The sequence below is a fragment of the Enterobacter sp. KBR-315C3_2022 genome, assembly GCF_041399425.1.
Classification (GTDB): domain Bacteria; phylum Pseudomonadota; class Gammaproteobacteria; order Enterobacterales; family Enterobacteriaceae; genus Enterobacter.
Genome location: NZ_JBGKEB010000014.1, coordinates 33,866 through 54,835 on the forward strand (window position 1 = coordinate 33,866; position 20,970 = coordinate 54,835).

Consider the following 20,970-nt stretch of genomic DNA (forward strand, 5'->3'; position numbering starts at 1 on the left):
TAAAAGCAAAACGGCAACAGCGTTGCCGTTTTGGGTGTTTGCGCCCTCTCCCGTGGGAGAGGGCTTCAGGCCGCCTCTGGCCACTGATGTCAACGCCGACGCTGCCAGATCCACAGCCCGCTAATCGCCAGCGCAAACAGCGCGCCAAACCCGATGCCGATCGCCACCACCGGCGCGCCCGCCTTCACCGCCAGCGAATAGAGCCCCAGCATCAGCAGCATGGCGATGTTTTCGCCCAGGTTTTGCACCGCAATCGCATTACCCGCTCCCACGGTCTGCTTGCCGCGCTCCTGCAATAGCGCGTTCAGCGGAACCACAAAGAAGCCGCCCAGCATGCCCATCAGGATCAGCAGAGCATACGCAGGCAGCAGCGCATGCTGGACCGAGAAGATCAGCACCACAACGCCGATAAGTATCCCCGCGGGCATACAGCGCGCGACCGTCTCCAGCGTCACCAGCTTAGCCGCCGCCCCCGCACCAATGACGATCCCAATCGCCACCATCGCATTAAGATAGGTCGGCGTCGCGTTGTCGACGATCCCCAGCGCCACGGGCACCCACAGCACCAGCAGAAAGCGCAGGGTAACGCCCGCGCCCCAGAACATGCTGGTGCCCATCAGCGAAAAACGGGTTTCGCCGTTGCGCCACAGCACGCGGCAGGCGTTGAAGAAGCTGCTCGTCATCGGCCCAAAATGCCAGGACTGGCCCGGACGCGCCACCGGCAGCGCTGGAATAAACAGGTTAGCGATTACCGCCCCGCCGTACACCACGGCGCAGACGCCCAGCGCGGCCAGCACGTGCCAGTCGGCCAGCACGCCGCCCGCTACCGAGCCCACCAGGATTGCCGCAATCGTGGAGGACTCCATCAGGCCGTTGGCCTTGACCAGCTTATCGCCGGTCGTCAGTTCGCCCAGAATGCCGTACTTCGCCGGAGAATAAGCCGCCGCGCCAATGCCCACCAGCGTGTAGCCGATAAACGGGTTGATGCCGAAGCAGATGCTGGCGGCGCCGAGCAGCTTAAGGCCGTTGGCGAACATCATCACCCGGCCTTTCGGGAAGCTATCGGCCACCTGCCCCACAAAAGGCGCAAAGATGATGTAAGCACCCACAAACACCATCTGCAGCACCGGCTGGCTCCAGTCGGGGTAAAACTCGGCCTTGAGCAGCGCCAGCGTGGCAAACAGCAGCGCGTTATCGCCGAAGGCGGAGAGAAACTGGGCGGCAATGACCGCCATCATGCTTTTCGACCAGATAGAGGTGTTAGTGTGTGCTGACTCACGCATTATGCTGTTCCGCCTCTTCAACCATGCCCTTAAGGGTCACGAAATCGGGCTTGCCGCTGCCCAGCACCGGAAGCTGTTTGAGGTAGCGAATATCACGCGGTACCGCCAGCTCGGGAATGCCGTGTTCGCGCGCGTGCTTAAGCAGCCGATCGCGCTTAAGCTCGCTGTCGGTGGTGAAGAGCACCAGCGCTTCCCCTTTGCTGGCGTCGCTTTTCACTACGGTGGCGTGAAGCTTGTCGGCAGAGACCGCCATCGCCAGCTGTTCCACCGTCTCAAGCGAGACCATTTCACCCGCAATCTTGGCGAAGCGCTTAGCGCGTCCCTGGATCTGCACGTAGCCCTGCTCGTCGAAGCGAACAATGTCGCCGGTATCGTACCAGCCGGTTTCGATGTCGCCGTTGACGTTTTCCGCCGTCGGCGCTTCCAGCACGCCCGGGTTTTCGACCCGCAGATAGCCGTTCATCACGTTTGGCCCTTTCAGCTGCAGGCGACCGCCGTCCTCAATGCCCGGCACCGCCAGCAGCCGCGCGTCCAGCCCCGGCAGCAGCCTTCCCACCGTGCCCGGCTTCGCGGCCATCGGCACGTTGATGGAGACCACCGGCGCGCACTCCGTCACGCCGTAGCCTTCCAGAATGCGCAGGCCAAACTTGTCCTGCCAGACCTGGCGCGTGCTCTCCTGAAGCTTCTCGGCCCCGGCAACCACATACCGCACGCGGAAGAAGTCGTACGGGTTGGCGAAGCGGGCATAGTTGCCGAGGAAGGTTGAGGTGCCGAAGAGCACGGTGCAGTTGCGGTCATACACCAGCTCCGGCACCACGCGGTAGTGCAGCGGGCTTGGATAAAGGAACACTTCCGCCCCGGTCAGCAGCGGCGTAAACAGGCCCACCGTCAGGCCAAACGAGTGGAACAGCGGCAGCGCCGACATAAAGCGGTCTTTCGCGGTGAAATCGGCGATGGTTTTGATCTGCTCTACGTTCGCCAGAATGCTTTTGTGGCTGTGAACGACGCCCTTAGGGTTGCCTTCAGACCCGGAGGTAAAGAGGATAATCGCGTCGTCTTCCGGCTTCTGCTTCACCTGCGCCAGGCGCGGCATCAGCAGGTGGGCGAAGATCCACAGCTTGTCGCCCGTAGTGACGTCCGCTTTTAAATCTTCAAGGAATACCCAGCGAACCTGCGTGAGCTGTTCCGGCAGGTGCCACAGCTTGCCTTTATCAAGAAACTGGCGGGAGGTGAAGACGGTGTTGATTTGCGCCGCCGTGATGGCGCTGGTCAGCCCCTTGACGCCCGCCGTGTAGTTCATCATCGCCGGGATGCGCCCGCGCGAGACGGCACCGAAAATCACCGCCGCGCTGATCCCCGCGTTCGGCAGCATCAGGCCAATCTTTTCGCCGCGCTTGCTGTACTTCTCAAGAATACGCCCGACGAACAGGGTCTTGGTCAGCAGCTTGCGATAGGTGTCCGGCGTAAAGTTAACGTCTTCAATACAGTTCTTCTTCGCGCCGTAGCGGTACTGCGCCGACAGCAGGGATTCGTACAGCGTTTCGCGCGGGCGAACGGCCATGCGCGCTTCCATCATGATCTGATGCAGCATTTCGCCGGCAATTTTACGCCGATCGCGAGCGCGCGGCGCGTCCGGCATCGGCAGCGACGTCGGCGGCAGAATGTGCAGGGTAATGGTCGGGAACAGGCGCTGCTTAACCAGCCCTTTCAGGCGGCTGAAGTGGGTTAGCTCCGCCCCTTCAATGCGCAGCGGAACGACGGTTGCCCTGGACTTCGCGGCCACAAACCCCGCGCCGTCATAAATTTTCATCAGCGAGCCGGTGACGGAGATCCGTCCCTCCGGGAATATGACCACCGGACGCCCCTGCTCAATCAGGCGCACCAGGTGCTTAATCATCATCGGCTTTGTTGGATCGAGCGGTACAAAATCAATCAGCGGTGCCAGCCAGCGCATAAACCACTGCTGGCTGATGGAGGTGTAGACCGCGAATACCGGACGCACCGGCAAAAACAGCGCCAGCAGAATGCCGTCAATAAAGGAAACGTGGTTTGGCGTAATCAGTACGCGCTCGCCGTTAAGCGCCTGAGCATCGCCGGCGATGCGGACGCGAAACAGAATGCGGAACAGTGTGCGAAAGAACCCAAATAGCATCTCAACTCCCTTTGCCAGCCAGTGTGAAGGGTTAGCTTAAAGAGTGGCAGATTACACGAGAAGTGACAGGGGAGCGACAGCAAAAATAGAGGCGAAAAAAAACCTGCGCATCCGCGCAGGCTGGTGCAAGAGAAGAGTACGAAACCGTACTAAGAATTCTCACCAATCAATACCTCTGGGATCTTGATTGTGGTCCTTCGCTACCCGCTTCGCCAGCGGCAAAACGCAAGGGAATGAACCGAAATGCAACCATGTGTGAATATTATCTTTTGCTGTTACAGGTTGAACTTTCAGGCAAAAAAAAACCTGCGTAAGAACGCAGGCTGGTGTAAGTCGTGTTAATCAACCGGAGTTGATTCCACCTATCAATACCTCTGGGATCTCGACTCTAGCAATCCGCCCGCGATGCTGGCTATCGGACAATCGCAACAGCCTGAGGCAAAGTGTAACTAAAGGTTCAGATTGACATTATTTTGTCACGCCTGGGCGTGTAACGATTACACAGGGCCGGGTGTTCTGCGTCACGTTTGTTAGGTTCACAATCCCTCCCCCCTTGAATGCCCGCCGCTTTTCCGCAACACTAATTGGTGTGTAAACGCTTACCCCTAATAAGAAGGTATTAAATGGCGACAATTAAGGACGTGGCCCGGCTGGCGGGCGTTTCCGTCGCAACCGTCTCGCGCGTGATTAACGCTTCCCCGAAAGCCAGCGAGGCATCGCGCCAGGCCGTGCAAAGCGCCATGGAAAGCCTGAACTATCATCCCAACGCCAACGCGCGCGCGCTGGCCCAGCAGTCGACCGAGACGATTGGCCTGGTCGTGGGCGACGTCTCCGATCCCTTTTTTGGCGCGATGGTCAAAGCCGTGGAGCAGGTGTCGTACCAGACGGGCAACTTTCTGCTGATCGGCAACGGCTACCATAACGAACTCAAAGAACGCCAGGCTATCGAACAGCTGATTCGCCACCGCTGCGCCGCGCTGGTGGTTCACGCCAAAATGATCCCGGACGCCGAGCTGATTCACCTGATGAAGCAGATCCCCGGCATGGTGATTATCAACCGCATCATTCCCGGCTTTGAACAGCGCTGCGTGGCGCTCGACGACCGCTACGGGGCCTGGCTTGCCACCCGCCATCTGATCCAGCAGGGCCATACCCGCATCGGCTATCTCTGCTCAAACCACCCGATTTCCGACGCGGAAGACCGCCTGCAGGGCTATTACGACGCGCTGCGCGAAAACGGCCTGCCGTGCAACGACAGGATGGTGGCCTACGGCGAGCCGGACGAAAGCGGCGGCGAACAGGCGATGACCGAGCTTCTCGGCCGCGGAAAGAACTTTACGGCCATCGCCAGCTACAACGATTCGATGGCCGCCGGGGCGATGGGCGTATTAAACGACAACGGAATCGACGTTCCGGCAGAGATTTCGCTGATTGGGTTTGATGACGTGCTGGTGTCTCGCTACGTGCGCCCGCGCCTGACCACCGTGCGCTACCCGATTGTCACCATGGCAACGCAGGCGGCGGAGCTGGCCCTCGCGCTGGCGGATAACCACACGCCGCCGGAGATTACGCACCTGTTTAGCCCGACGCTGGTTCGCCGTCACTCCGTGGCATCCCCCGCGGAAGATCAGAGCGAATAGCGATAGAGATGCACCGTTTTATCCGGGTATTCCAGCCCGTCACCGATATACTGCCAGCCGTAGCGTTCGTAGAAGTCGCGGCAGGCTGACCAGAGGTGAAGCTCGGTATACCCGGCCTGTCTGGCATACGCCTGCACGTGCTGCTGTAAACGCCCCGCCAGCCCCTGCCCCCGCGCCGATTCGTCAACATAAAGCGACGCCAGCCAGGGGAAGAGATCCTGACGGGCAATCAGGTCGCAGCGCCACAGCCCAACGGTGCCCAGCAGCCGTTCACCCTCCACGGCAACGAACGTAAGCGGCAGCGCGTCCGGCGTCAGGCTGTGTTCGACAATGCTCTGGAAAAAGGCGCGCGGGAGCCCGTCGCCGAAGGCGTGCCAGGTCCAGTCGATGACCCGTTCGGTAAACTGCGGCGCGGCGTACAGCGGCAGGATAGTCACACCAGCTTCCCCTGAAAAAGCGGCACGGATTCGAAAAGATAGCCGTCAAAATCCGGCGCGTCTTCATCCGAGAGCTCCAGCAGGCTTTTTTTGACGTTTTCAAGATGCTGGAACATCGCCTGCCAGGCGCCCATCACGTCGCGGCGGCGCAGCGCGGCGAGGATGGTCTGCCGGTCGCCCAGCCACTTCAGGCGATACGCGCGGCTGGCGATATGCGCGTTGAACTGCTGCCACAGCGGGCTGCTGTCCATGTGGTGCCAGACGCTTTCGACCGTCGCCAGCAGCATCTGGTTCTGCGTGGCGCCCGCCAGCACCAGGTGAAACATCTTGTTGTTATCCTGGCTGCGATCGTCGGCGGCAATCGCCCGCTGCTCCTGCTCGATAATGCGGCGCAGGTTGTCGATATCGGCCCGCGTCGCCATTTTAGCGGCAAACGCGGCGATGTTGCTTTCAAGCAGCTGGCGCGCCTGCAAAATCTCAAACGGCCCCACGTCGCTGTTGAGGAAGCGCTCTTCCTCATTTTCATGCTCTTCAGGAATGCGCATCACGTACACGCCCGAGCCCTGGCGGATATCCACCGTGCCCTGAAGCTCCAGCATCAGCAGCGCTTCGCGCACGATGGTGCGGCTGACGCCGTAGGTCTCGGCAATGTTGCGCTCCGGCGGCAGGCGCGATCCCACGGGATAATGTCCCTGGATAATTTGCGCCCGTAAATCCTCGCCAATTTCCTGGTACTGTTTTCTTTCCGGCAGGATGACAGCCTTATCCACGTTTTCACCTGTTAGTCAGTTAGTGCGCAGGCCGGGCGTCCTCCCGGCCAGTTTGTGCGCTATTTTAACAGAACCCGCGCTTTTCGCTTACTTCCATTGATCGTCGACGCATAGCGTGAGCACGCGCGAATCGCGCAGCTGGCGGAACCAGGAGGCGGACTTTTTCGCGCGCCGGGCGCGGCTATCGTCGAGATCGATCTCAATCAGCCCGTAGCGATTCTTAAAGGCGTTCATCGGCGAAACGTTATCGGTAAACGCCCACAGCATGTAGCCGCGGCAGTTCGCCCCCTCTTCACGCGCCCGCAGCGCGCAGTAAAGATGTTCGCTGATGAAGTCGATGCGGTAGTTATCTTCGATGATGCCGTCGCGGTTGCGGAACTGCGCTTCGTTCTCCACGCCCATGCCGCTCTCCGCCACGAACCAGTCAATGTTGCGATAGTCGTTCTTAATCCGCATCGCCATGTCGTAGATAATGCGCGGGAAGATTTCCCAGCCTCGCGACGCGTTCATTCGCCGCCCCGGCAGCTCGAACGGCTCGTAATACCAGGCGGGATGGAACGGCGTGTCGGGATGCCAGGCGCGGGACGGCGCCTTCACCCGGTGCGGGTAATAAAGATTAATGCCCAGCTCGTCGACGGTGTTTTCCGCAATCAGCGCCAGCTCGTCTGCCGTGTAGTCCCACCGCACCTGATGCTGCTCCAGCAGGGTAAACAGTTCCTGCGGATAGCGCCCGTGGACCAGCGGATCGAGGAAGACGCGGTTATAGAAGAGATCGTAGATCTCTGCCGCGCGCACATCGTGCGGCGCCTGCGAGCGCGGGTAGGTCACTTCCGGATTGAGAATACAGCCCACCGTGCCAGGGTAGCCCCTCTCGCGAAAAAGCTTTACCACCTTCGCCGTCGCCAGCACCTTGTGGTGGTTCCACTGCATCCATTTCGCGGTGTTTTGCTCATACGGCCAGCGCAGCGCGTCGAGGTAGACGCGGGTCTGCACCACGATCGGCTCGTTGAAGGTGAACCAGCGGGTTACCTTGCCGCGGTAGCGTTCGAACACCTTCCCGGCATAGCGAACGAAAAGCTCAACGACGTGATTTGACCCCCAGCCGCCGTAGGCTTCGAGCAGCGCGCCCGGCAGCTCGTAATGCTCCAGGCAGATCATCGGCTCGATGCCCTGCCGGTGCATTTCGTCAAACAGCGCGTCGTAGTAGGCGGCGTACTCTTCATCCACCGTCGCGTTTTCATAGTCGGTTAAAAAACGCGACCAGTTGATCGACGTGCGGTAGTGCGTGAGCCCCGCCTGCTTCATCAGCGCCACGTCTTCGCGATAGCGGTTGATAAAATCGGTCGCCACCGCCGGGCCATAGCCGTTATGCCAGACGTGGCGATCGTTTTTGTACCACAGGTCGATCCACGAATCCTGCCCCGCTTTTTTGCCGCTCCAGCCTTCGGTTTGCCACGCCGAGGCGGCCGCGCCGAGAATGAAATCCTGCGGTATCGCTATCTGTTTTGTGCTCATAACATCCTCATGCGTTGTCTGTAGCCTGCTGCAGCGCGGCCTGCTCCGCGCGGCGCGAGGCAATTTTCACGAACGGCAGGTAGATAATGACGGCGGTCACGATGCAGATCAGCTGGGTGACGACGGCCCCCATCGAGCCGGCGGTGGAAAGCCAGGCGTTGATCAGCGGCGGCGTCGTCCACGGCACCATCACCACCGCTTTGCCGGCAAAGCCAGCGGCCGTGGCGAAGTAGCCGATCGTTCCCGTGACCAGCGGCGTGATGATGAAGGGGATCGCAAGGATCGGGTTGAGCATGATCGGCATGCCGAAGATCACCGGCTCGTTGATGTTAAACAGGCCGGGGCCGATAGAGAGCTTGGCGATCTCCTTCATCTCTTTGCGTTTGGTGGCAATCATCACCGCAATCAGCAGGCCGATAGTCAGGCCGGAGCCGCCGATGCTCATGTACACATCCCAGAACGGCATGGTGATGATGTTCGGCACCTCTTTGCCCTGCTCAAACGCGCTCATGTTGACGGTGATTGCGCCCAGCAGCAGCGGCTCGCGGATCGGTTTGATCATCTGGTTGCCGTGGATGCCGATCACCCAGAACAGCTGGGCAACGAACATCAGCAGCAGGATGCCCGGCAGGCTTTGCACCACGCGCTCCAGCGGCTGCTGCACCACCTGATACACCGCATCGTAGAGATACATGCCGGTAGCCTGGTGGAACGCAAAGCCGAAGGTCGCAATCGCGGTGGTGGTGATAATGGCGGGGATCAGCGCCGAGAAGGAGGCGGCCACGTTAGGCGGCACGGTGTCCGGCATTTTGATCTTCAGCCCGTTGCGGTTCTCCAGCCAGCAATAGACCTCAACGGACAGAATGGCGATAAACATGCCGAGGAACAGGCTGCGGGTGTCCGAAAACTGGCGCAGCAGCACGTCTTTCACCACGTGCATTTCGCCGTCCACCAGCATCTCGACGGTGGTCGGCGTGACGCAGATAAAGCAGATCACCGCGAGCAGGCCGGGGAACAGCGATTTGATGCCGTTGATGCGCCCCAGCTCCACGCCAATCAGAAACACCGCGCCGATATTGAGAAAGTTCAGCGTGGCGTAGTTGAGCGCGCTGGTGATCGGCTTCAGCGCGGCAAGAAACGCCAGCGAGTCGAAGCTTGCGAGGCCGTTTTTCGGATCCAGCACCATGTTGGAGATCAGCACCGAAAACGCGCCAACAATGATGACCGGCATCAGGGTAATAAAGGCAGATTTGATCGCCATGATGTAGCGATAGCTGTTGAACTTGGTGGCAAAACCGCCCAGAGCGTCGATCAGTTTTTCCTGTAATGCCATAGGGTATTACCTCAGTAAAAGGGCTTTTATTGAATAAGGTGTACAGCCGGATACTATTGGCATACCAAAAATAGCCACCACGGCGCTTTTATTCTGTGATTAAGCTCCCAACGCCACTACAGGTATTCCAAATGATGATTTATGACTATTTTGGTATACCACATCCAGCCATTTATCTTGCGCGGTCGGATCGCGTCCAAAAAGCGTGATCGTGATAGGTGTTTTGCCCTTCCCGCGTCGATTAAGGGCCGGCTGGTCTGTGTTAAACTGCACGGAGTTACGTGGAATCAGGAATGTCTAATGGCAACAATGCTGGATGTCTCGCTGCGCGCGGGCGTGTCGAAAGCGACCGTCTCGCGCGTGCTGAACGGCACGGGTCAGGTTAAGGAGAGTACGCGTCAGCAGGTCTTTAAGGCGATGGAAGAGCTGGGCTATCGGCCAAACTTCCTCGCGCGCTCGCTGGCCAATCAGACCAGCAACAGCATTGGCCTGGTGGTTTCCACGTTTGACGGCTTCTACTTTGGCCGCCTGCTGCAGCAGGCCTCGCGGCAAACCGAAACGCACGGCAAGCAGCTGATCGTCACCGACGGCCACGATGCGCCCGAGCAGGAAGAGCAGGCGGTGCAGATGCTGGCCGACCGCAAGTGCGACGCCATCGTGCTGTACACCCGCTACATGAGTGAAAAAGCGATCATGAAGCTGATCCACTCCGTGCCCATGCCGCTGGTGGTGATCAACCGCGAGGTCAGCCAGGCGCCCGACCGCTGCGTGTTCTTCGAGCAGCAGGACGCCGCCTTTAAGGCCGTGGATCACCTGATCAACCAGGGCCATCGCGAAATAGCCTGCATCACCGTGCCGATCCATACCCCAACCGGTAAAGCGCGCCTGATGGGCTACCGCAAGGCGCTGGAAAAGCACGGGATCCGCCTCGACGAACGGCGCATAAAGTATGGCGATGCGGGCATGACGCGGGGATACGAGCTGTGCAAGGAGCTGATTGCCGAAGGGGTTTCATACAGCGCGCTGTTTGCCTGCAATGACGATATGGCGCTGGGTGCGTCAAAGGCGTTGCACCAGGCGGGGCTGCGCATCCCGCAGGACGTTTCGCTGTTCGGTTTTGACGACGCGCCGAGCGCGAAGTGGCTGGAGCCTGCGCTTTCGTCGGTCTATTTGCCGATCGATAATATGATCGTGACCGCTATCGATCAGGCGATTCGGCTGGCAAAGAACCAGCCGGTCGAAGCGATCCCGCCGTTTACCGGCACGCTGGTGCTGCGCGACTCGGTGACGACGGGGCCGTACTTTACTCAGAAGCACTCAAGCGCGATAAGCTCCTGAATCGTCTGGCGACGGCGAATCAGCTTCGCAGCGCCCTTATCAAACAGCACTTCCGGCAGCAGCGGGCGGCTGTTGTAGTTGGACGACATGGACGCCCCGTACGCGCCGGTATCGTGCAGCACCAGATAATCTCCCGGTTTGACGTCCGGCAGGGCGCGGGTTTCAACTTTTCCGCCTTCCTGCTGGGTGAACACGTCGCCGGATTCACACAGCGGGCCCGCCACCACGGTCTCTCTGCGCGGCGCATCGGTTAAGTCGCGGCCGTCGGCGGCCAGCGCGCTGATGTGGTGGTAGCTGCCGTACATTGACGGGCGCATCAGATCGTTAAAGCCCGCGTCGATCAGCACGAAGTGGCGGCTTCCCATCTCCTTCACGCTGCGAACCTGCGCCACCAGCACGCCGGACTCCGCCACCAGGAAGCGCCCCGGTTCGATCTCCAGCTTCACCGCATGGCCCAGATGCGCGGCGATTTTGTCGCGCGCGGCGCTCCACAGGCCGTAGTAGTGATCGGTGTCGATCGCTTCTTCCCCTTCGCGGTAAGGAATGGACAGCCCGCCGCCCGCGGAGATCGCCTCCAGATCCTCGCCAAAGTCGATCACCTGCTGCACCATCGCGCCGCAGACCTGCTCAAGGTGGCCGTAGTCCACGCCCGAACCGATGTGCATGTGAATGCCCACCAGCTTCAGGTCGTAACGCTGCAGCACCGCCAGCGCGGCCGGAAGATCGGCATACCAGATGCCGTGCTTGCTGTTTTCGCCGCCGGTATTGGTTTTCTGGCTATGGCCGTGGCCGAAGCCCGGGTTGACGCGCAGCCAGACGCGGTGGCCCGGTGAAACCTCCCCGAGCTGTTCCAGCATATCCACCGATCCGGCGTTCACCGGGATCTGCAGCTCATGCACGCGCGCAAGCGTCGCGTCGTCAATCACGTCGGCGGTAAAGACGATCGCGTCGCTGTCGGCTTTCGGATCGAAGCCTGCCGCCAGCGCGCGCTCAATTTCGCCTAAGGACACGGAGTCCACCTTTACGCCCTGCTCGCGCATCAGGCGCAGAATATGGATATTGGAGCAGGCCTTTTGCGCGAAGCGCACCACGTCAAACCGATGCAGCGCGGCGATCTTCTCGCGAATAATCTGCGCGTCGTAAACCCACACCGGGCAACCAAATTCGGCAGGCAGGCGCAGCAGGTTATCAGCGTTGAGGTCGGTATCCGTTTGGTTGAGCGGGCGTGGCATGGTGTTCTCCGGGGATCGTCATTTTTTACTATTACGCCACAGTGAGTAGGGAATAAAAAATATCGTTTTTTCGCGAGTCTATGCAAAAATGATATGGATTACGTTCAGCCAAAGGTGCCCCATGCCCGTCATCAATCTACGCCATATCGAAATTTTTCACGCGGTGATGACCACCGGCAACCTCACCGAAGCCGCGCAGATGCTGCATACCTCGCAGCCGACCGTGAGCCGCGAGCTGGCGCGCTTTGAAAAAGTGCTGGATCTGAAATTATTCGAACGCGCGCGCGGCAGGCTGCACCCCACGGTTCAGGGATTGCGCCTGTTTGAAGAGGTTCAGCGCTCCTGGTACGGGCTGGACAGGATCGTGAGCGCGGCGGAGAGCCTGCGGGAATTTCGCCAGGGCGAGCTGTCCATCGTCTGCCTGCCGATGTTCTCACAGTCCTTTCTGCCCGCGCTGCTCCAGCCTTTCCTCGCCCGCTATCCGGACGTGAGCCTGTCGATTATTCCGCAGGAATCGCCGCTGCTTGAAGAGTGGCTCTCCGCGCAGCGCCACGATCTCGGCCTGACCGAAACGCTCGCGACCCCCGCGGGCACGTCGCGCACGGAGCTGCTCTCTTTGGACGAGGTGTGCGTCCTGCCTGCCGGGCACCCGCTTGCCGAAAAAAGCGTCCTAACCCCGGCCGATTTTCACGGCGAGAACTACATTAGCCTGTCGCAAACCGACAGCTATCGCCAGCTGCTGGATTCGCTGTTTGCCGAGCATCAGGTGAAAAGAAGGATGGTGGTCGATACGCACAGCGCCGCGTCAATTTGCGCCATGGTGCGCGCGGGCGTCGGGGTTTCGGTGGTTAACCCGCTTACGGCGCTGGACTACGCCGGAAGCGATATCGCGATCCGTCCGTTTAGCGTATCGGTGCCGTTTACCGTAAGCCTGATTCGCCCGCTGCACCGGCCGGCATCGGCGCTCGTCGATGCCTTTAGCGAGCATTTAACGGCGTACGCGCGTCAGGTGGCGCTTCGCTTGCCTGACCGGCAAAACCCCTTATGACAGCATAAATTCCACGGCATCCGCCGCGTGAATGGCTGCGGTATCGAATACCGGGACAGGGCTTCGCTCGGCCGGGACCAGCAGGCCGATCTCGGTGCAGCCAAAAATAACGCCCTCCGCGCCCTGCTGCGCCAGCTTCTCAATCACGCTGACGTAGTACGCGCGGGACGTTTCGCTGAAGGTGCCGAGGCACAGCTCCTCGAAGATAATCTGGTTGATGCGCGCCCGGTCGGCTTCGTCCGGGATGATGCTTTCAATGCCGAACGCGCTGCTTAAGCGGCCGCGGTAAAAGTCCTGCTCCATGGTGTAGCGCGTGCCCAGCAGCGCCACGCGCGACATGCCCGCGTCGCTAATCGCCCGGCCCGTTGCGTCGGCAATGTGCAGAAACGGCAGCGAGCAGGCCTCTTCGATATGGGACGCGACCTTATGCATGGTGTTGGTACAGAGCAAAATGCCTTCCGCCCCCGCGCGCTCCAGCCCGAGGGCCGCCTGCGCCAGGATCTCGCCCGCTTTATCCCATTCGCCGCTCGCCTGGCAGGCTTCGATGTCGTGGAAATCCACGCTGTGCAGCAGCAGGCTTGCCGAGTGCAGGCCGCCGAGCCGCTGTTTTACGCCCTCATTAATAAGGCGATAATAGGGAATGGTTGATTCCCAGCTCATGCCGCCCAATAACCCGATTGTTTTCATGGTGCCTCCCGTTCGTTTTTCCCAGTGAAGCAAACTTATCGGCCCGTTTCCAGCGCCAGCGAGGGCTGAAATAAAAAAAGGCGCTATGGATAGCGCCTTTCTTAACACGTTACGGTTTATTCCGCCGCGCGTTGCACATGCGGACGTCGGGACTGTATCGCCTCACGCAGCAACACGCTGCCGCACGCCAGCAGGCCGCCCACTAACGCGGCCAGAACGATAATCAGCGCTTTGCCCGGGCCGTCTTTTTTAATCGGCATTGATGGAGAGAGCTGATATTTAAACGGCTCAATAGCCACATCATCAAACGACAGTTTTTGCAGCTGCGCCAGATAGTATTCGCGGTTCTGGAAATCAGCGTTCAGCTCGGCCACGTCCTTCAGGTTCTTCTCAATCTGCAGCTTCTGGGCAATACCGTCCGCCCCCAGCGCGACGGAGTAGTCCGGATCGTCTTTTACCGCCTGGCCGTTGCTGTATACCGGCTTCTTAATGCCCGCCGCATTCGCCACTTTCAGGGAGTAGTTAAGACGCTGCAAATTGGTGTTGTGCGCGTTGGTCAGGCGCACCCGATCCAGCTCCAGCTGCTGCTGCACCGTCTTCGTTTTCAGGGCGACCTGATTGCGGATGTTTTGCATCGTCTCCTGCTCAACCAGACGGGTGATGTACTTGATATAACCGTCCAGCACCGCCTGGGCATCTCCCGCCGTGGGGGCGGTGAAGCTCAGCGTCCACGAGGCATACGGCGCTTTGTCCGCCTCTTTCGCCAGGGTGTTGTCGGCGGCTTTCATCCTGTCGGAAATGTTGACCACCGCGCGGTGCAGCTCCAGCGGATCGGCGTTAGCCTCTTTCAGCTGGGCCATCACGTACGGCGATGAGGTCATGTATTCTTCAAGCAGGGACTGCGACTGAAACTTCTTGATAAACAGGTTAAAAACATCTGCACGCGAAACCTTCACGTCGATGTCCAGCACCTGCAGGGAGACCAGCATCTGGCGCAGCGGGTTCCACTGCGTCTGCTCTGCTGGCGTAATCACCGATTTACTGGTCCACTTTTGCGGAAGCAGGAAGGCTACCACCAGCCCGGCCAGCGCAAAAGCAAACGTAATGGCGATGATGCGTTTTCTAGACGCAAGCAGGACGTCCAGTAAGCCAAGGAGATCGATATCTTGCCGATCGTTTGCTGCATAGGCATGGCGGGGAAAGTCCACATCCATATTCTTCTTGAAGTCCATCACTGACATAGCAATTCTTCTGTTTTGATCTGTGGGGGGCGAGACAGCATGAGCGTTGAGTTTCGATTATGATACAAGAAAATAAGAATAATCTGACAGTAGATATAAACCAAATTGATACTTCGCTATCATATTTAGTAGTTATTCCTGAATAACCCTCTTTTTTATAACTCTTGCAAATACCTCCGTTGTGACTTTCAGAGAAAAGAAGAATAAATAAAGCGCGAAAAAAAAGCCGGGGGCTATTCGCCTTTCCCCGGCCTCTCTTTTTCTCCGGCCCGGCAGGTTCCGGGCATTCACCTCACAAACCGATATTGCGTAATTTTTCTCCGGCCATCAGCTTGCGTTCAATGTGCTCCAGCGTCACGCCTTTGGTTTCTGGAATCAGCCAGAACGTAATGCCAATAAATACCACGTTCAGCGCGGTATAAAGCCAGAACGTACCCGCGGCGCCAATCGCGTCCAGCAGCGTCAGGAAGGTCGCGCCGATGATCATGTTCGACACCCAGTTGGTGGTGGTGGAACAGGTGATACCAAAGTCGCGGCATTTTAGCGGCTGGATTTCAGAGCAGAGGATCCACACGACCGGCGCGGCGCTCATCGCATAACCGGCAATGCACATCATGGTCATCCCCACCGACAGCCAGGAGAGCCCGCTCGACGCCGTGCCGTTATCGAACTGCATCAGGCAGTAGCCGAGGATCAGCGTGCCGATCGCCATGACGCTAAAGCCAATCTTCAGCGCCGGCTTACGTCCGGCCTTATCGACGGTAAATACCGCAATGAAGGTGGCGAACATAAAGGTCAGCCCCACCACCAGGGTAGCGACCATCTGCTGTTCGGTGGTGGTAAACCCGGCCATTTTGAAGATGCGCGGCGCGTAGTACATGATGATATTCATGCCGGTAAACTGCTGCATTGCCTGCAGCAGCATGCCGAGAAACACCGCGCGGCGCACGTTGCGGTTTACCCTGAACAGCGCCCACCCGCCCTGCTTGAGCTTCAGGCTTTCGCGGATCTCGTTCAGCTCTTCACGCGCTTTTTCGGAGGTGTCGCGCAGCATGCGCAGCACCTCTTCCGCCTCGACGTGGCGCCCTTTTTGCGCCAGCCAGCGCGGGCTGTTCGGTAAAAAGATGACTAACACAATCAGCAGCACCGCGGGCAGCGCCAGCACGCCGAGCATCGCCCGCCAGTTGCCGCTGTAGCTGAAGTAGGTATCCGACAGGAACGCCAGCACAATGCCGAGCGTGACCATCAGCTGATACATGCTGATCATCCTGCCGCGCACGTTTTCGCTCGCCATTTCAGAAAGATAGAGCGGTGCGGTGTAGGACGCGATCCCAACCGCGACGCCCAGCAGCACGCGGGAGAGCAGCAGCACTTCCACGTTCGCCGCAAAGGCAGAGCCAATAGAGCCTGCGACAAACAGGATCGCCCCGACCATCAGGCTGTACTTGCGCCCAAGGCGGAACGAGAGCCAGCCGTTGAACAGCGCGCCGATGGCGGCGCCGAGCATCATGCTGCTCACCACCCACTCCTGCAGGCGGTTGCTCAGGGTAAAGTGGTCGGTAATAAACGGCAGCGCGCCGGCAATCACGCCGATATCCAGACCAAACAGCAGGCCGGCAACCGCGGCGGCAATAGAGACAAACTGGTTCATGCGGCGGGTATCGCGCAACACGCCCGACGCCAGGGTAGAGTCATTTATCGATGTCATAATTTCCTGCCTGAACAGCCAAAACATGCAATGAAATTACGAGAAAGCCAGAGAAAGTGTCAGGCGGGAATCCGCGAAGATATGGATGATTTCGCTGTGGCATAGCGATCTGTGATGGACATTACAATTTCAATGAACGGTGAAATACCGCCAGTTTTTGTTAATTCTCTAATTTAAAAGGGATAAATCTGTGATGTGGGTCATCTATGCTTTTCTGGTATGGATTTTTCGTCTTGAGGCGTATGGATAATGGTGAGTTTGGTGGCGTGATGCCCGTCGGATAAGCGGCTTTGTGCCACCTGTCTGACGGGCATTACCAGGCTTATCGCGCCAGCCAGCCGCCATCCACGGCCACGGTGTAGCCGTTAATGTAATCGGATGCCGGGGACGCGAGGAACACAATCGGTCCCTTGAGATCGTCCGGCAGCCCCCAGCGGCCCGCCGGGATGCGGTCGAGGATCTCGCTGCTGCGCTGCTCGTCGGCGCGAAGCTGCTGGGTATTGTTGGTCGCCATATACCCCGGCGCGATCGCATTCACGTTGATGTTGTGCTTCGCCCACTCGTTCGCCAGCAGGCGGGTGACGCCCATTACGGCGCTTTTCGACGCGGTGTAAGACGGCACGCGGATGCCGCCCTGGAAGGAGAGCATGGAGGCGATATTGATAATCTTGCCGCCGTTGCCCTGGGCAATAAAGTGCTTCGCCGCGGCCTGAGACATAAAGAATACGCTCTTGATGTTCAGGTTCATCACGTCGTCCCAGTCGCGCTCGCTGAAGCTGATCGCGTCTTCGCGGCGGATCAGGCCCGCGTTGTTAACCAGAATATCGATATGGCCAAACTCCGCCACCGCGCGTTCCAGCAGATCGGGGATAGCGTCAATTTTGCGCAGGTCGGCGGTCAGGCTCAGGAAGCGGCGGCCCAGCGCGGTCACACGCTCAATGGTTTCCGTTGGCTCAACGATGTTGATACCCACGATATCGCAGCCCGCTTCCGCCAGGCCTAACGCCATGCCCTGGCCCAGGCCGGTGTCACAACCCGAGACCACGGCCACTTTACCCTGCAGAGAAAATGCATCCAGAATCATGTTTGTTCCTTACTCGTTCAGCGCCCGTCATCAACAGGCAGATTGGTACATAGCTGCCCGCGACTAGCGCAGATCCTTAACCGCAACGTGGTCCATGTCATCAAAGACCTGGTTCTCGCCGACCATGCCCCAGATAAAGGTATAGGCTTTGGTCCCCACGCCGGAGTGAATTGACCAGCTCGGCGAAATCACCGCCTGCTCGTTGTGCATCACGATGTGGCGCGTCTCCTGCGGCTGCCCCATCATGTGGAACACGCAGGCATCGTCATCCATGTTGAAGTAGAAATAGACTTCCATGCGGCGCTCGTGCGTGTGGCACGGCATGGTGTTCCACAGGTTGCCCGGCGCAAGCTCGGTCAGGCCCATGCTAAGCTGGCAGGTTTCCAGCACGTCCGGCACAAAGTACTTGTTGATGGTCCTGCGGTTGCTGGTGAGATCGTCGCCCAGCGTCACCGGCGCGACGTCGGCAGGCGTCACCTTTTTAGTAGGATACGCCGTGTGGGCCGGGGCGCAGTTGTAGTAAAACTTCGCCGGTTTGCTGGCGTCGATGCTGGCAAAGACTACTTCTTTCGCGCCCTTGCCGACGTAAAGCGCATCGCGATGGCCGATCTCGTAGCACTGCCCATCCACCGTGACGGTGCCCGGGCCGCCGATGTTGATGATGCCCAGCTCGCGGCGTTCCAGGAAATAGCTCACGCCGAGCTGTTTGCCAACTTCACCGCCAACGGAGACGGTTTGCGCCACCGGCATGATCCCACCGACAATAATGCGGTCGATGTGGCTGTAGACCATGGTGTACTTATCGGCTTCGAACACCTGCTCAACTAAAAATTCACCGCGCAGCCCCTGAGTATCCAGCGTTTTCGCATGCGCACTGTGGATGCTTTGTCTGACGTCCACGTTAACCTCCAGAATTGACCGTGCCTACAGGCAGAAAAAATAACGAAACAACGTTCCGTTTTCATGATGGAGACATACTATCCGCTGAGAATGGGCTTTTCAATTACATTTAAAACATCGTTTCACTTTTTCTGGATCTTAATACCAGAAGTGCAGTGACGATCACGAATGCGGGGTGACGGCGGCGCCATAAAAGGCGAGGATTGGATTTTTTTATTATATTAAACAATGCGTTAATTTAACTTGAACTTTTGACGTGATTAACAAGAAACGGTGTAGAAATTCAAAGATGGATTTGCCCGCCTGAATGAAAAAAGCCTCCCGGCGGGAGGCTTTCGCTGAGCGGAAGCGGATCGGCTAGCGTTCGATAGCCAGCGCGACGCCCTGCCCGCCGCCGATACAGAGCGTGGCAAGCCCTTTGCGGGCGTTACGCTTCATCATCTCATGCACCAGCGACACCAGTATGCGGCAACCCGATGCGCCAATCGGATGGCCAAGCGCAATCGCCCCGCCGTTAACGTTAACCCGCAGCGGATCCCACTCCAGCATTTTTCCGACCGAGATGGCCTGCGCCGCATAGGCTTCGTTCACTTCGATCAGATCGACGTCGGCCAGCTCCCAGCCCGCGCGCTCAAGGCAGCGTCGGGTGGCATACACCGGGGCAATGCCCATCAGCGCAGGGTCCACGCCCACGCTGGCAAAGGCCTTGATGCGCGCCAGCACGGGGAGATCCAGCTCCTGCGCTTTGCTTTCGCTCATCATCATCACCGCGGCGGCACCGTCGTTAATGGAGGACGCGTTGCCCGCCGTGACCGATCCCATCATTTCAAACGCCGGATGCAGCTTTGCCAGCCCTTCCGCGCTGGCGTCGGTACGCGGCTGTTCGTCGGTGTCCACGCTCATGCTTTCGCCGTTCTGGCGCAGGGCGCTGACGGGAACAATCTCATCGCGAAAGCGCCCGGAATCAATCGCGGCGCGGGCCTTTTGCTGGGAGCTTAGCGCGTAGGCGTCCTGAAGCTCGCGGCTGATGCCGTACTCGCGCGCCAGGTTTTCCGCCGTCACGCCCATGTGATAATCGTTGAATGCATCCCACAGCCCGTCGTGAACGAGGCTGTCGAGCAGCTGGCTATTGCCCAGCTGCGCGCCGGTCCGGCTGTCGGTGAGCACGTGCGGCGCGCGGCTCATGTTTTCCTGACCGCCCGCAATCACCACTTCCGCCTCGCCGCACTGAATGGCCTGGGTGGCAAGGTGCAGCGCCTTCAGGCCCGAGCCGCAGACGTCGTTGATGGTGATGGCGGAAACGGTGTTCGGCAGGCCGCCCTTCAGCGCAGCCTGGCGGGCAGGGTTTTGCCCGGCGCCAGCGGTCAGCACCTGGCCGAGGATCACCTCGTCAACTTCATGCGCAGCGATCCCGCTGCGTTCCACCAGCGCTTTGACCACCACGCTGCCTAAATCGACGGCCGAGTGGCGCGCCAGTGCGCCCTGAAAACAGCCAATGGCCGTACGCAGCGCGCCCACGATAACGACATCTTTCATCACGACCTCTGGGTAAAATGACATGACGATAGTAGATGCATTGTTATCAACAATTAACGCAATTGTTTAAAATTAGTGAGTTTAATCACAAGGATTAGCGCGCGTCCTGCAAATACTGGCGCAGCCAGCTTCCCGCCACGCCCGGCGGCGATCGCTTATTCCACAGCAGATCGATGGCGATCGAACGCGGCCAGCCGGGCACGTTCAGCTGTACCAGCGATTTCGACGCCGCAAACTCCTCCACCAGCGCGCAGGGCAGCGCGCACCAGCCGAATCCCTGCACCGCCATGCTCAGGAGCAGCAGGTAGTTTGGCGCGGACCAGACCGGCCCCCGCGCCAGCGACGGCTCACGCTCAAGGTAGGTGTTCAGCCGCAGCTCACGCCAGCCATGCAGCTCGTCGGCCTGCGTTTCGTGCTGCCCGGCCAGCGGATGGGTGGTCGAGACGTAAATCGCCATTCGGGTCTGGATGGGAAGCCGCGTCACGCCGATGCCGATCGGATAGCTGTCGCGCGCTTCCGTCAGGCCAACCTGCGCCCGCTCCTTCTGCAGCAGGTCGATAACGTCCTCTTCTTCGCCGATCAGGCACTCGAATTCGGTATGCGGGAAGCGCTGGTCGAACTGCGTCATCAGCTCTTCCAGCACGGCGGGGTTTAGCGTATCGGAGAGCACGAACGTCAGGCGGGCCTCGGTCTGCGCCGTGAGCGTCACCGCCAGCTCGTCCAGCCGCGCGCTGGCGGCAAGGATCGACTGCACGTACCCCAGCACCTGCTGGCCCTGCGCGGTGAGCACCGGCTGGCGCGCCGAGCGGTCGAAAAGCTCAACGCCCAGATCCGCCTCAAGGTTGGCGATAGAGGTGCTGATGGTGGACTGGCTTTTGCGCAGGCGACGCGCGGCGGCGGAGAAGGAGCCCGCCGCGACGGTTTCAACAAACGCCGTCAGGGCTTCGGGGGAATAGCGCATAGATGTATCTATTTTATCGATGGATTCCATCTTTTATATATCATCTTTTGCGATAAAAATAGGCCCCAACACCGCCCATATCGGCGAATTAACGAGGTCAATGCT

Annotated in this window: 17 protein-coding genes; 3 read left to right on the forward strand and 14 right to left on the reverse strand. The window is 59.3% G+C overall.

The genetic code is table 11. The features are described 5' to 3' along the window. Positions 1–89 precede the first annotated feature (89 nt). Together lplT and aas are read right to left on the reverse strand one after the other, a co-directional pair. On the reverse strand, positions 90–1,283 hold the full coding sequence (lplT, locus tag AB8804_RS15415) for a lysophospholipid transporter LplT (protein ID WP_371187641.1): 1,194 nt from the start codon (positions 1,281–1,283) through the stop codon (positions 90–92). Beyond that, positions 1,276–3,435, reverse strand: a complete 2,160-nt coding sequence (gene aas / locus AB8804_RS15420; protein WP_371187643.1) for a bifunctional acyl-ACP--phospholipid O-acyltransferase/long-chain-fatty-acid--ACP ligase — start codon at positions 3,433–3,435, stop codon at positions 1,276–1,278. Before aas ends, lplT begins: the two co-directional genes overlap by 8 nt. A 623-nt stretch (positions 3,436–4,058) precedes the next feature. Between aas and galR the strand changes: the two genes are divergently transcribed. Further along, positions 4,059–5,075 carry an HTH-type transcriptional regulator GalR gene (gene galR / locus AB8804_RS15425; protein WP_371187645.1) on the forward strand — a complete coding sequence of 339 codons (1,017 nt, stop codon included), beginning with the start codon at positions 4,059–4,061 and terminating at the stop codon, positions 5,073–5,075. On the opposite strand, the gene AB8804_RS15430 is transcribed toward galR, so the two are convergent. The 4 genes from AB8804_RS15430 to AB8804_RS15445 form a co-directional block, all read right to left on the reverse strand. Next, on the reverse strand, positions 5,063–5,512 hold the full coding sequence (locus AB8804_RS15430) for a GNAT family N-acetyltransferase (RefSeq protein WP_371187647.1): 450 nt from the start codon (positions 5,510–5,512) through the stop codon (positions 5,063–5,065). The genes galR and AB8804_RS15430 overlap by 13 nt on opposite strands. Next, complete coding sequence (locus AB8804_RS15435) at positions 5,509–6,282, reverse strand: GntR family transcriptional regulator (protein WP_371187649.1); 774 nt, start codon at positions 6,280–6,282, stop codon at positions 5,509–5,511. Before AB8804_RS15435 ends, AB8804_RS15430 begins: the two co-directional genes overlap by 4 nt. Positions 6,283–6,369: 87 nt before the next feature. Beyond that, positions 6,370–7,797, reverse strand: coding sequence for a glycoside hydrolase family 1 protein (locus tag AB8804_RS15440; protein WP_371187651.1), 1,428 nt, complete (start codon positions 7,795–7,797; stop codon positions 6,370–6,372). A 7-nt stretch (positions 7,798–7,804) separates the two neighbouring features. Continuing rightward, positions 7,805–9,130 (reverse strand): PTS sugar transporter subunit IIC, encoded by a 1,326-nt coding sequence (locus AB8804_RS15445; protein ID WP_371187653.1) that lies wholly within the window; start codon positions 9,128–9,130, stop codon positions 7,805–7,807. A gap of 300 nt (positions 9,131–9,430) precedes the next feature. On the opposite strand from AB8804_RS15445, the gene AB8804_RS15450 reads away from it, so the two are divergent. Continuing rightward, a complete protein-coding gene (locus AB8804_RS15450; RefSeq protein ID WP_371187655.1) occupies positions 9,431–10,468 on the forward strand; it encodes a LacI family DNA-binding transcriptional regulator in 1,038 nt (345 codons plus the stop codon). Here AB8804_RS15450 and lysA read toward each other — a convergent pair. Continuing rightward, positions 10,438–11,700: a diaminopimelate decarboxylase gene (gene lysA / locus AB8804_RS15455; RefSeq protein WP_371187657.1), complete on the reverse strand. Its 1,263-nt coding sequence runs from the start codon at positions 11,698–11,700 to the stop codon at positions 10,438–10,440. The genes AB8804_RS15450 and lysA overlap by 31 nt on opposite strands. A 121-nt stretch (positions 11,701–11,821) precedes the next feature. Here lysA and AB8804_RS15460 point away from each other — a divergent pair, with 121 nt between their 5' ends. Continuing rightward, positions 11,822–12,748, forward strand: coding sequence for a LysR family transcriptional regulator (locus tag AB8804_RS15460; protein WP_371187659.1), 927 nt, complete (start codon positions 11,822–11,824; stop codon positions 12,746–12,748). Here AB8804_RS15460 and AB8804_RS15465 read toward each other — a convergent pair. The 7 genes from AB8804_RS15465 to AB8804_RS15495 form a co-directional block, all read right to left on the reverse strand. Further along, positions 12,743–13,435 (reverse strand): aspartate/glutamate racemase, encoded by a 693-nt coding sequence (locus AB8804_RS15465; RefSeq protein ID WP_371187661.1) that lies wholly within the window; start codon positions 13,433–13,435, stop codon positions 12,743–12,745. The two genes, AB8804_RS15460 and AB8804_RS15465, sit on opposite strands and share 6 nt — an antisense overlap. A 116-nt stretch (positions 13,436–13,551) precedes the next feature. Further along, complete coding sequence (wzz(fepE), locus tag AB8804_RS15470; RefSeq protein ID WP_371187663.1) at positions 13,552–14,676, reverse strand: LPS O-antigen length regulator Wzz(fepE); 1,125 nt, start codon at positions 14,674–14,676, stop codon at positions 13,552–13,554. 292 nt (positions 14,677–14,968) lie between these two features. Next, positions 14,969–16,384, reverse strand: coding sequence for a sugar porter family MFS transporter (locus tag AB8804_RS15475; protein ID WP_371187666.1), 1,416 nt, complete (start codon positions 16,382–16,384; stop codon positions 14,969–14,971). A gap of 322 nt (positions 16,385–16,706) precedes the next feature. After that, positions 16,707–17,468 (reverse strand): 2-dehydro-3-deoxy-D-gluconate 5-dehydrogenase KduD, encoded by a 762-nt coding sequence (gene kduD, locus AB8804_RS15480; protein ID WP_371187668.1) that lies wholly within the window; start codon positions 17,466–17,468, stop codon positions 16,707–16,709. Positions 17,469–17,531: 63 nt separating this feature from the next. Next, a complete protein-coding gene (gene kduI / locus AB8804_RS15485; protein ID WP_371187670.1) occupies positions 17,532–18,368 on the reverse strand; it encodes a 5-dehydro-4-deoxy-D-glucuronate isomerase in 837 nt (278 codons plus the stop codon). A 357-nt stretch (positions 18,369–18,725) separates the two neighbouring features. Beyond that, the gene (locus AB8804_RS15490; protein WP_371187672.1) at positions 18,726–19,904 is read right to left on the reverse strand and encodes an acetyl-CoA C-acetyltransferase; all 1,179 of its coding nucleotides are present in this window, start codon (positions 19,902–19,904) and stop codon (positions 18,726–18,728) included. Positions 19,905–19,998: 94 nt separating this feature from the next. Next, positions 19,999–20,865, reverse strand: a complete 867-nt coding sequence (locus AB8804_RS15495; RefSeq protein ID WP_371187674.1) for a LysR family transcriptional regulator — start codon at positions 20,863–20,865, stop codon at positions 19,999–20,001. Between the last annotated feature and the right edge of the window lie 105 nt (positions 20,866–20,970).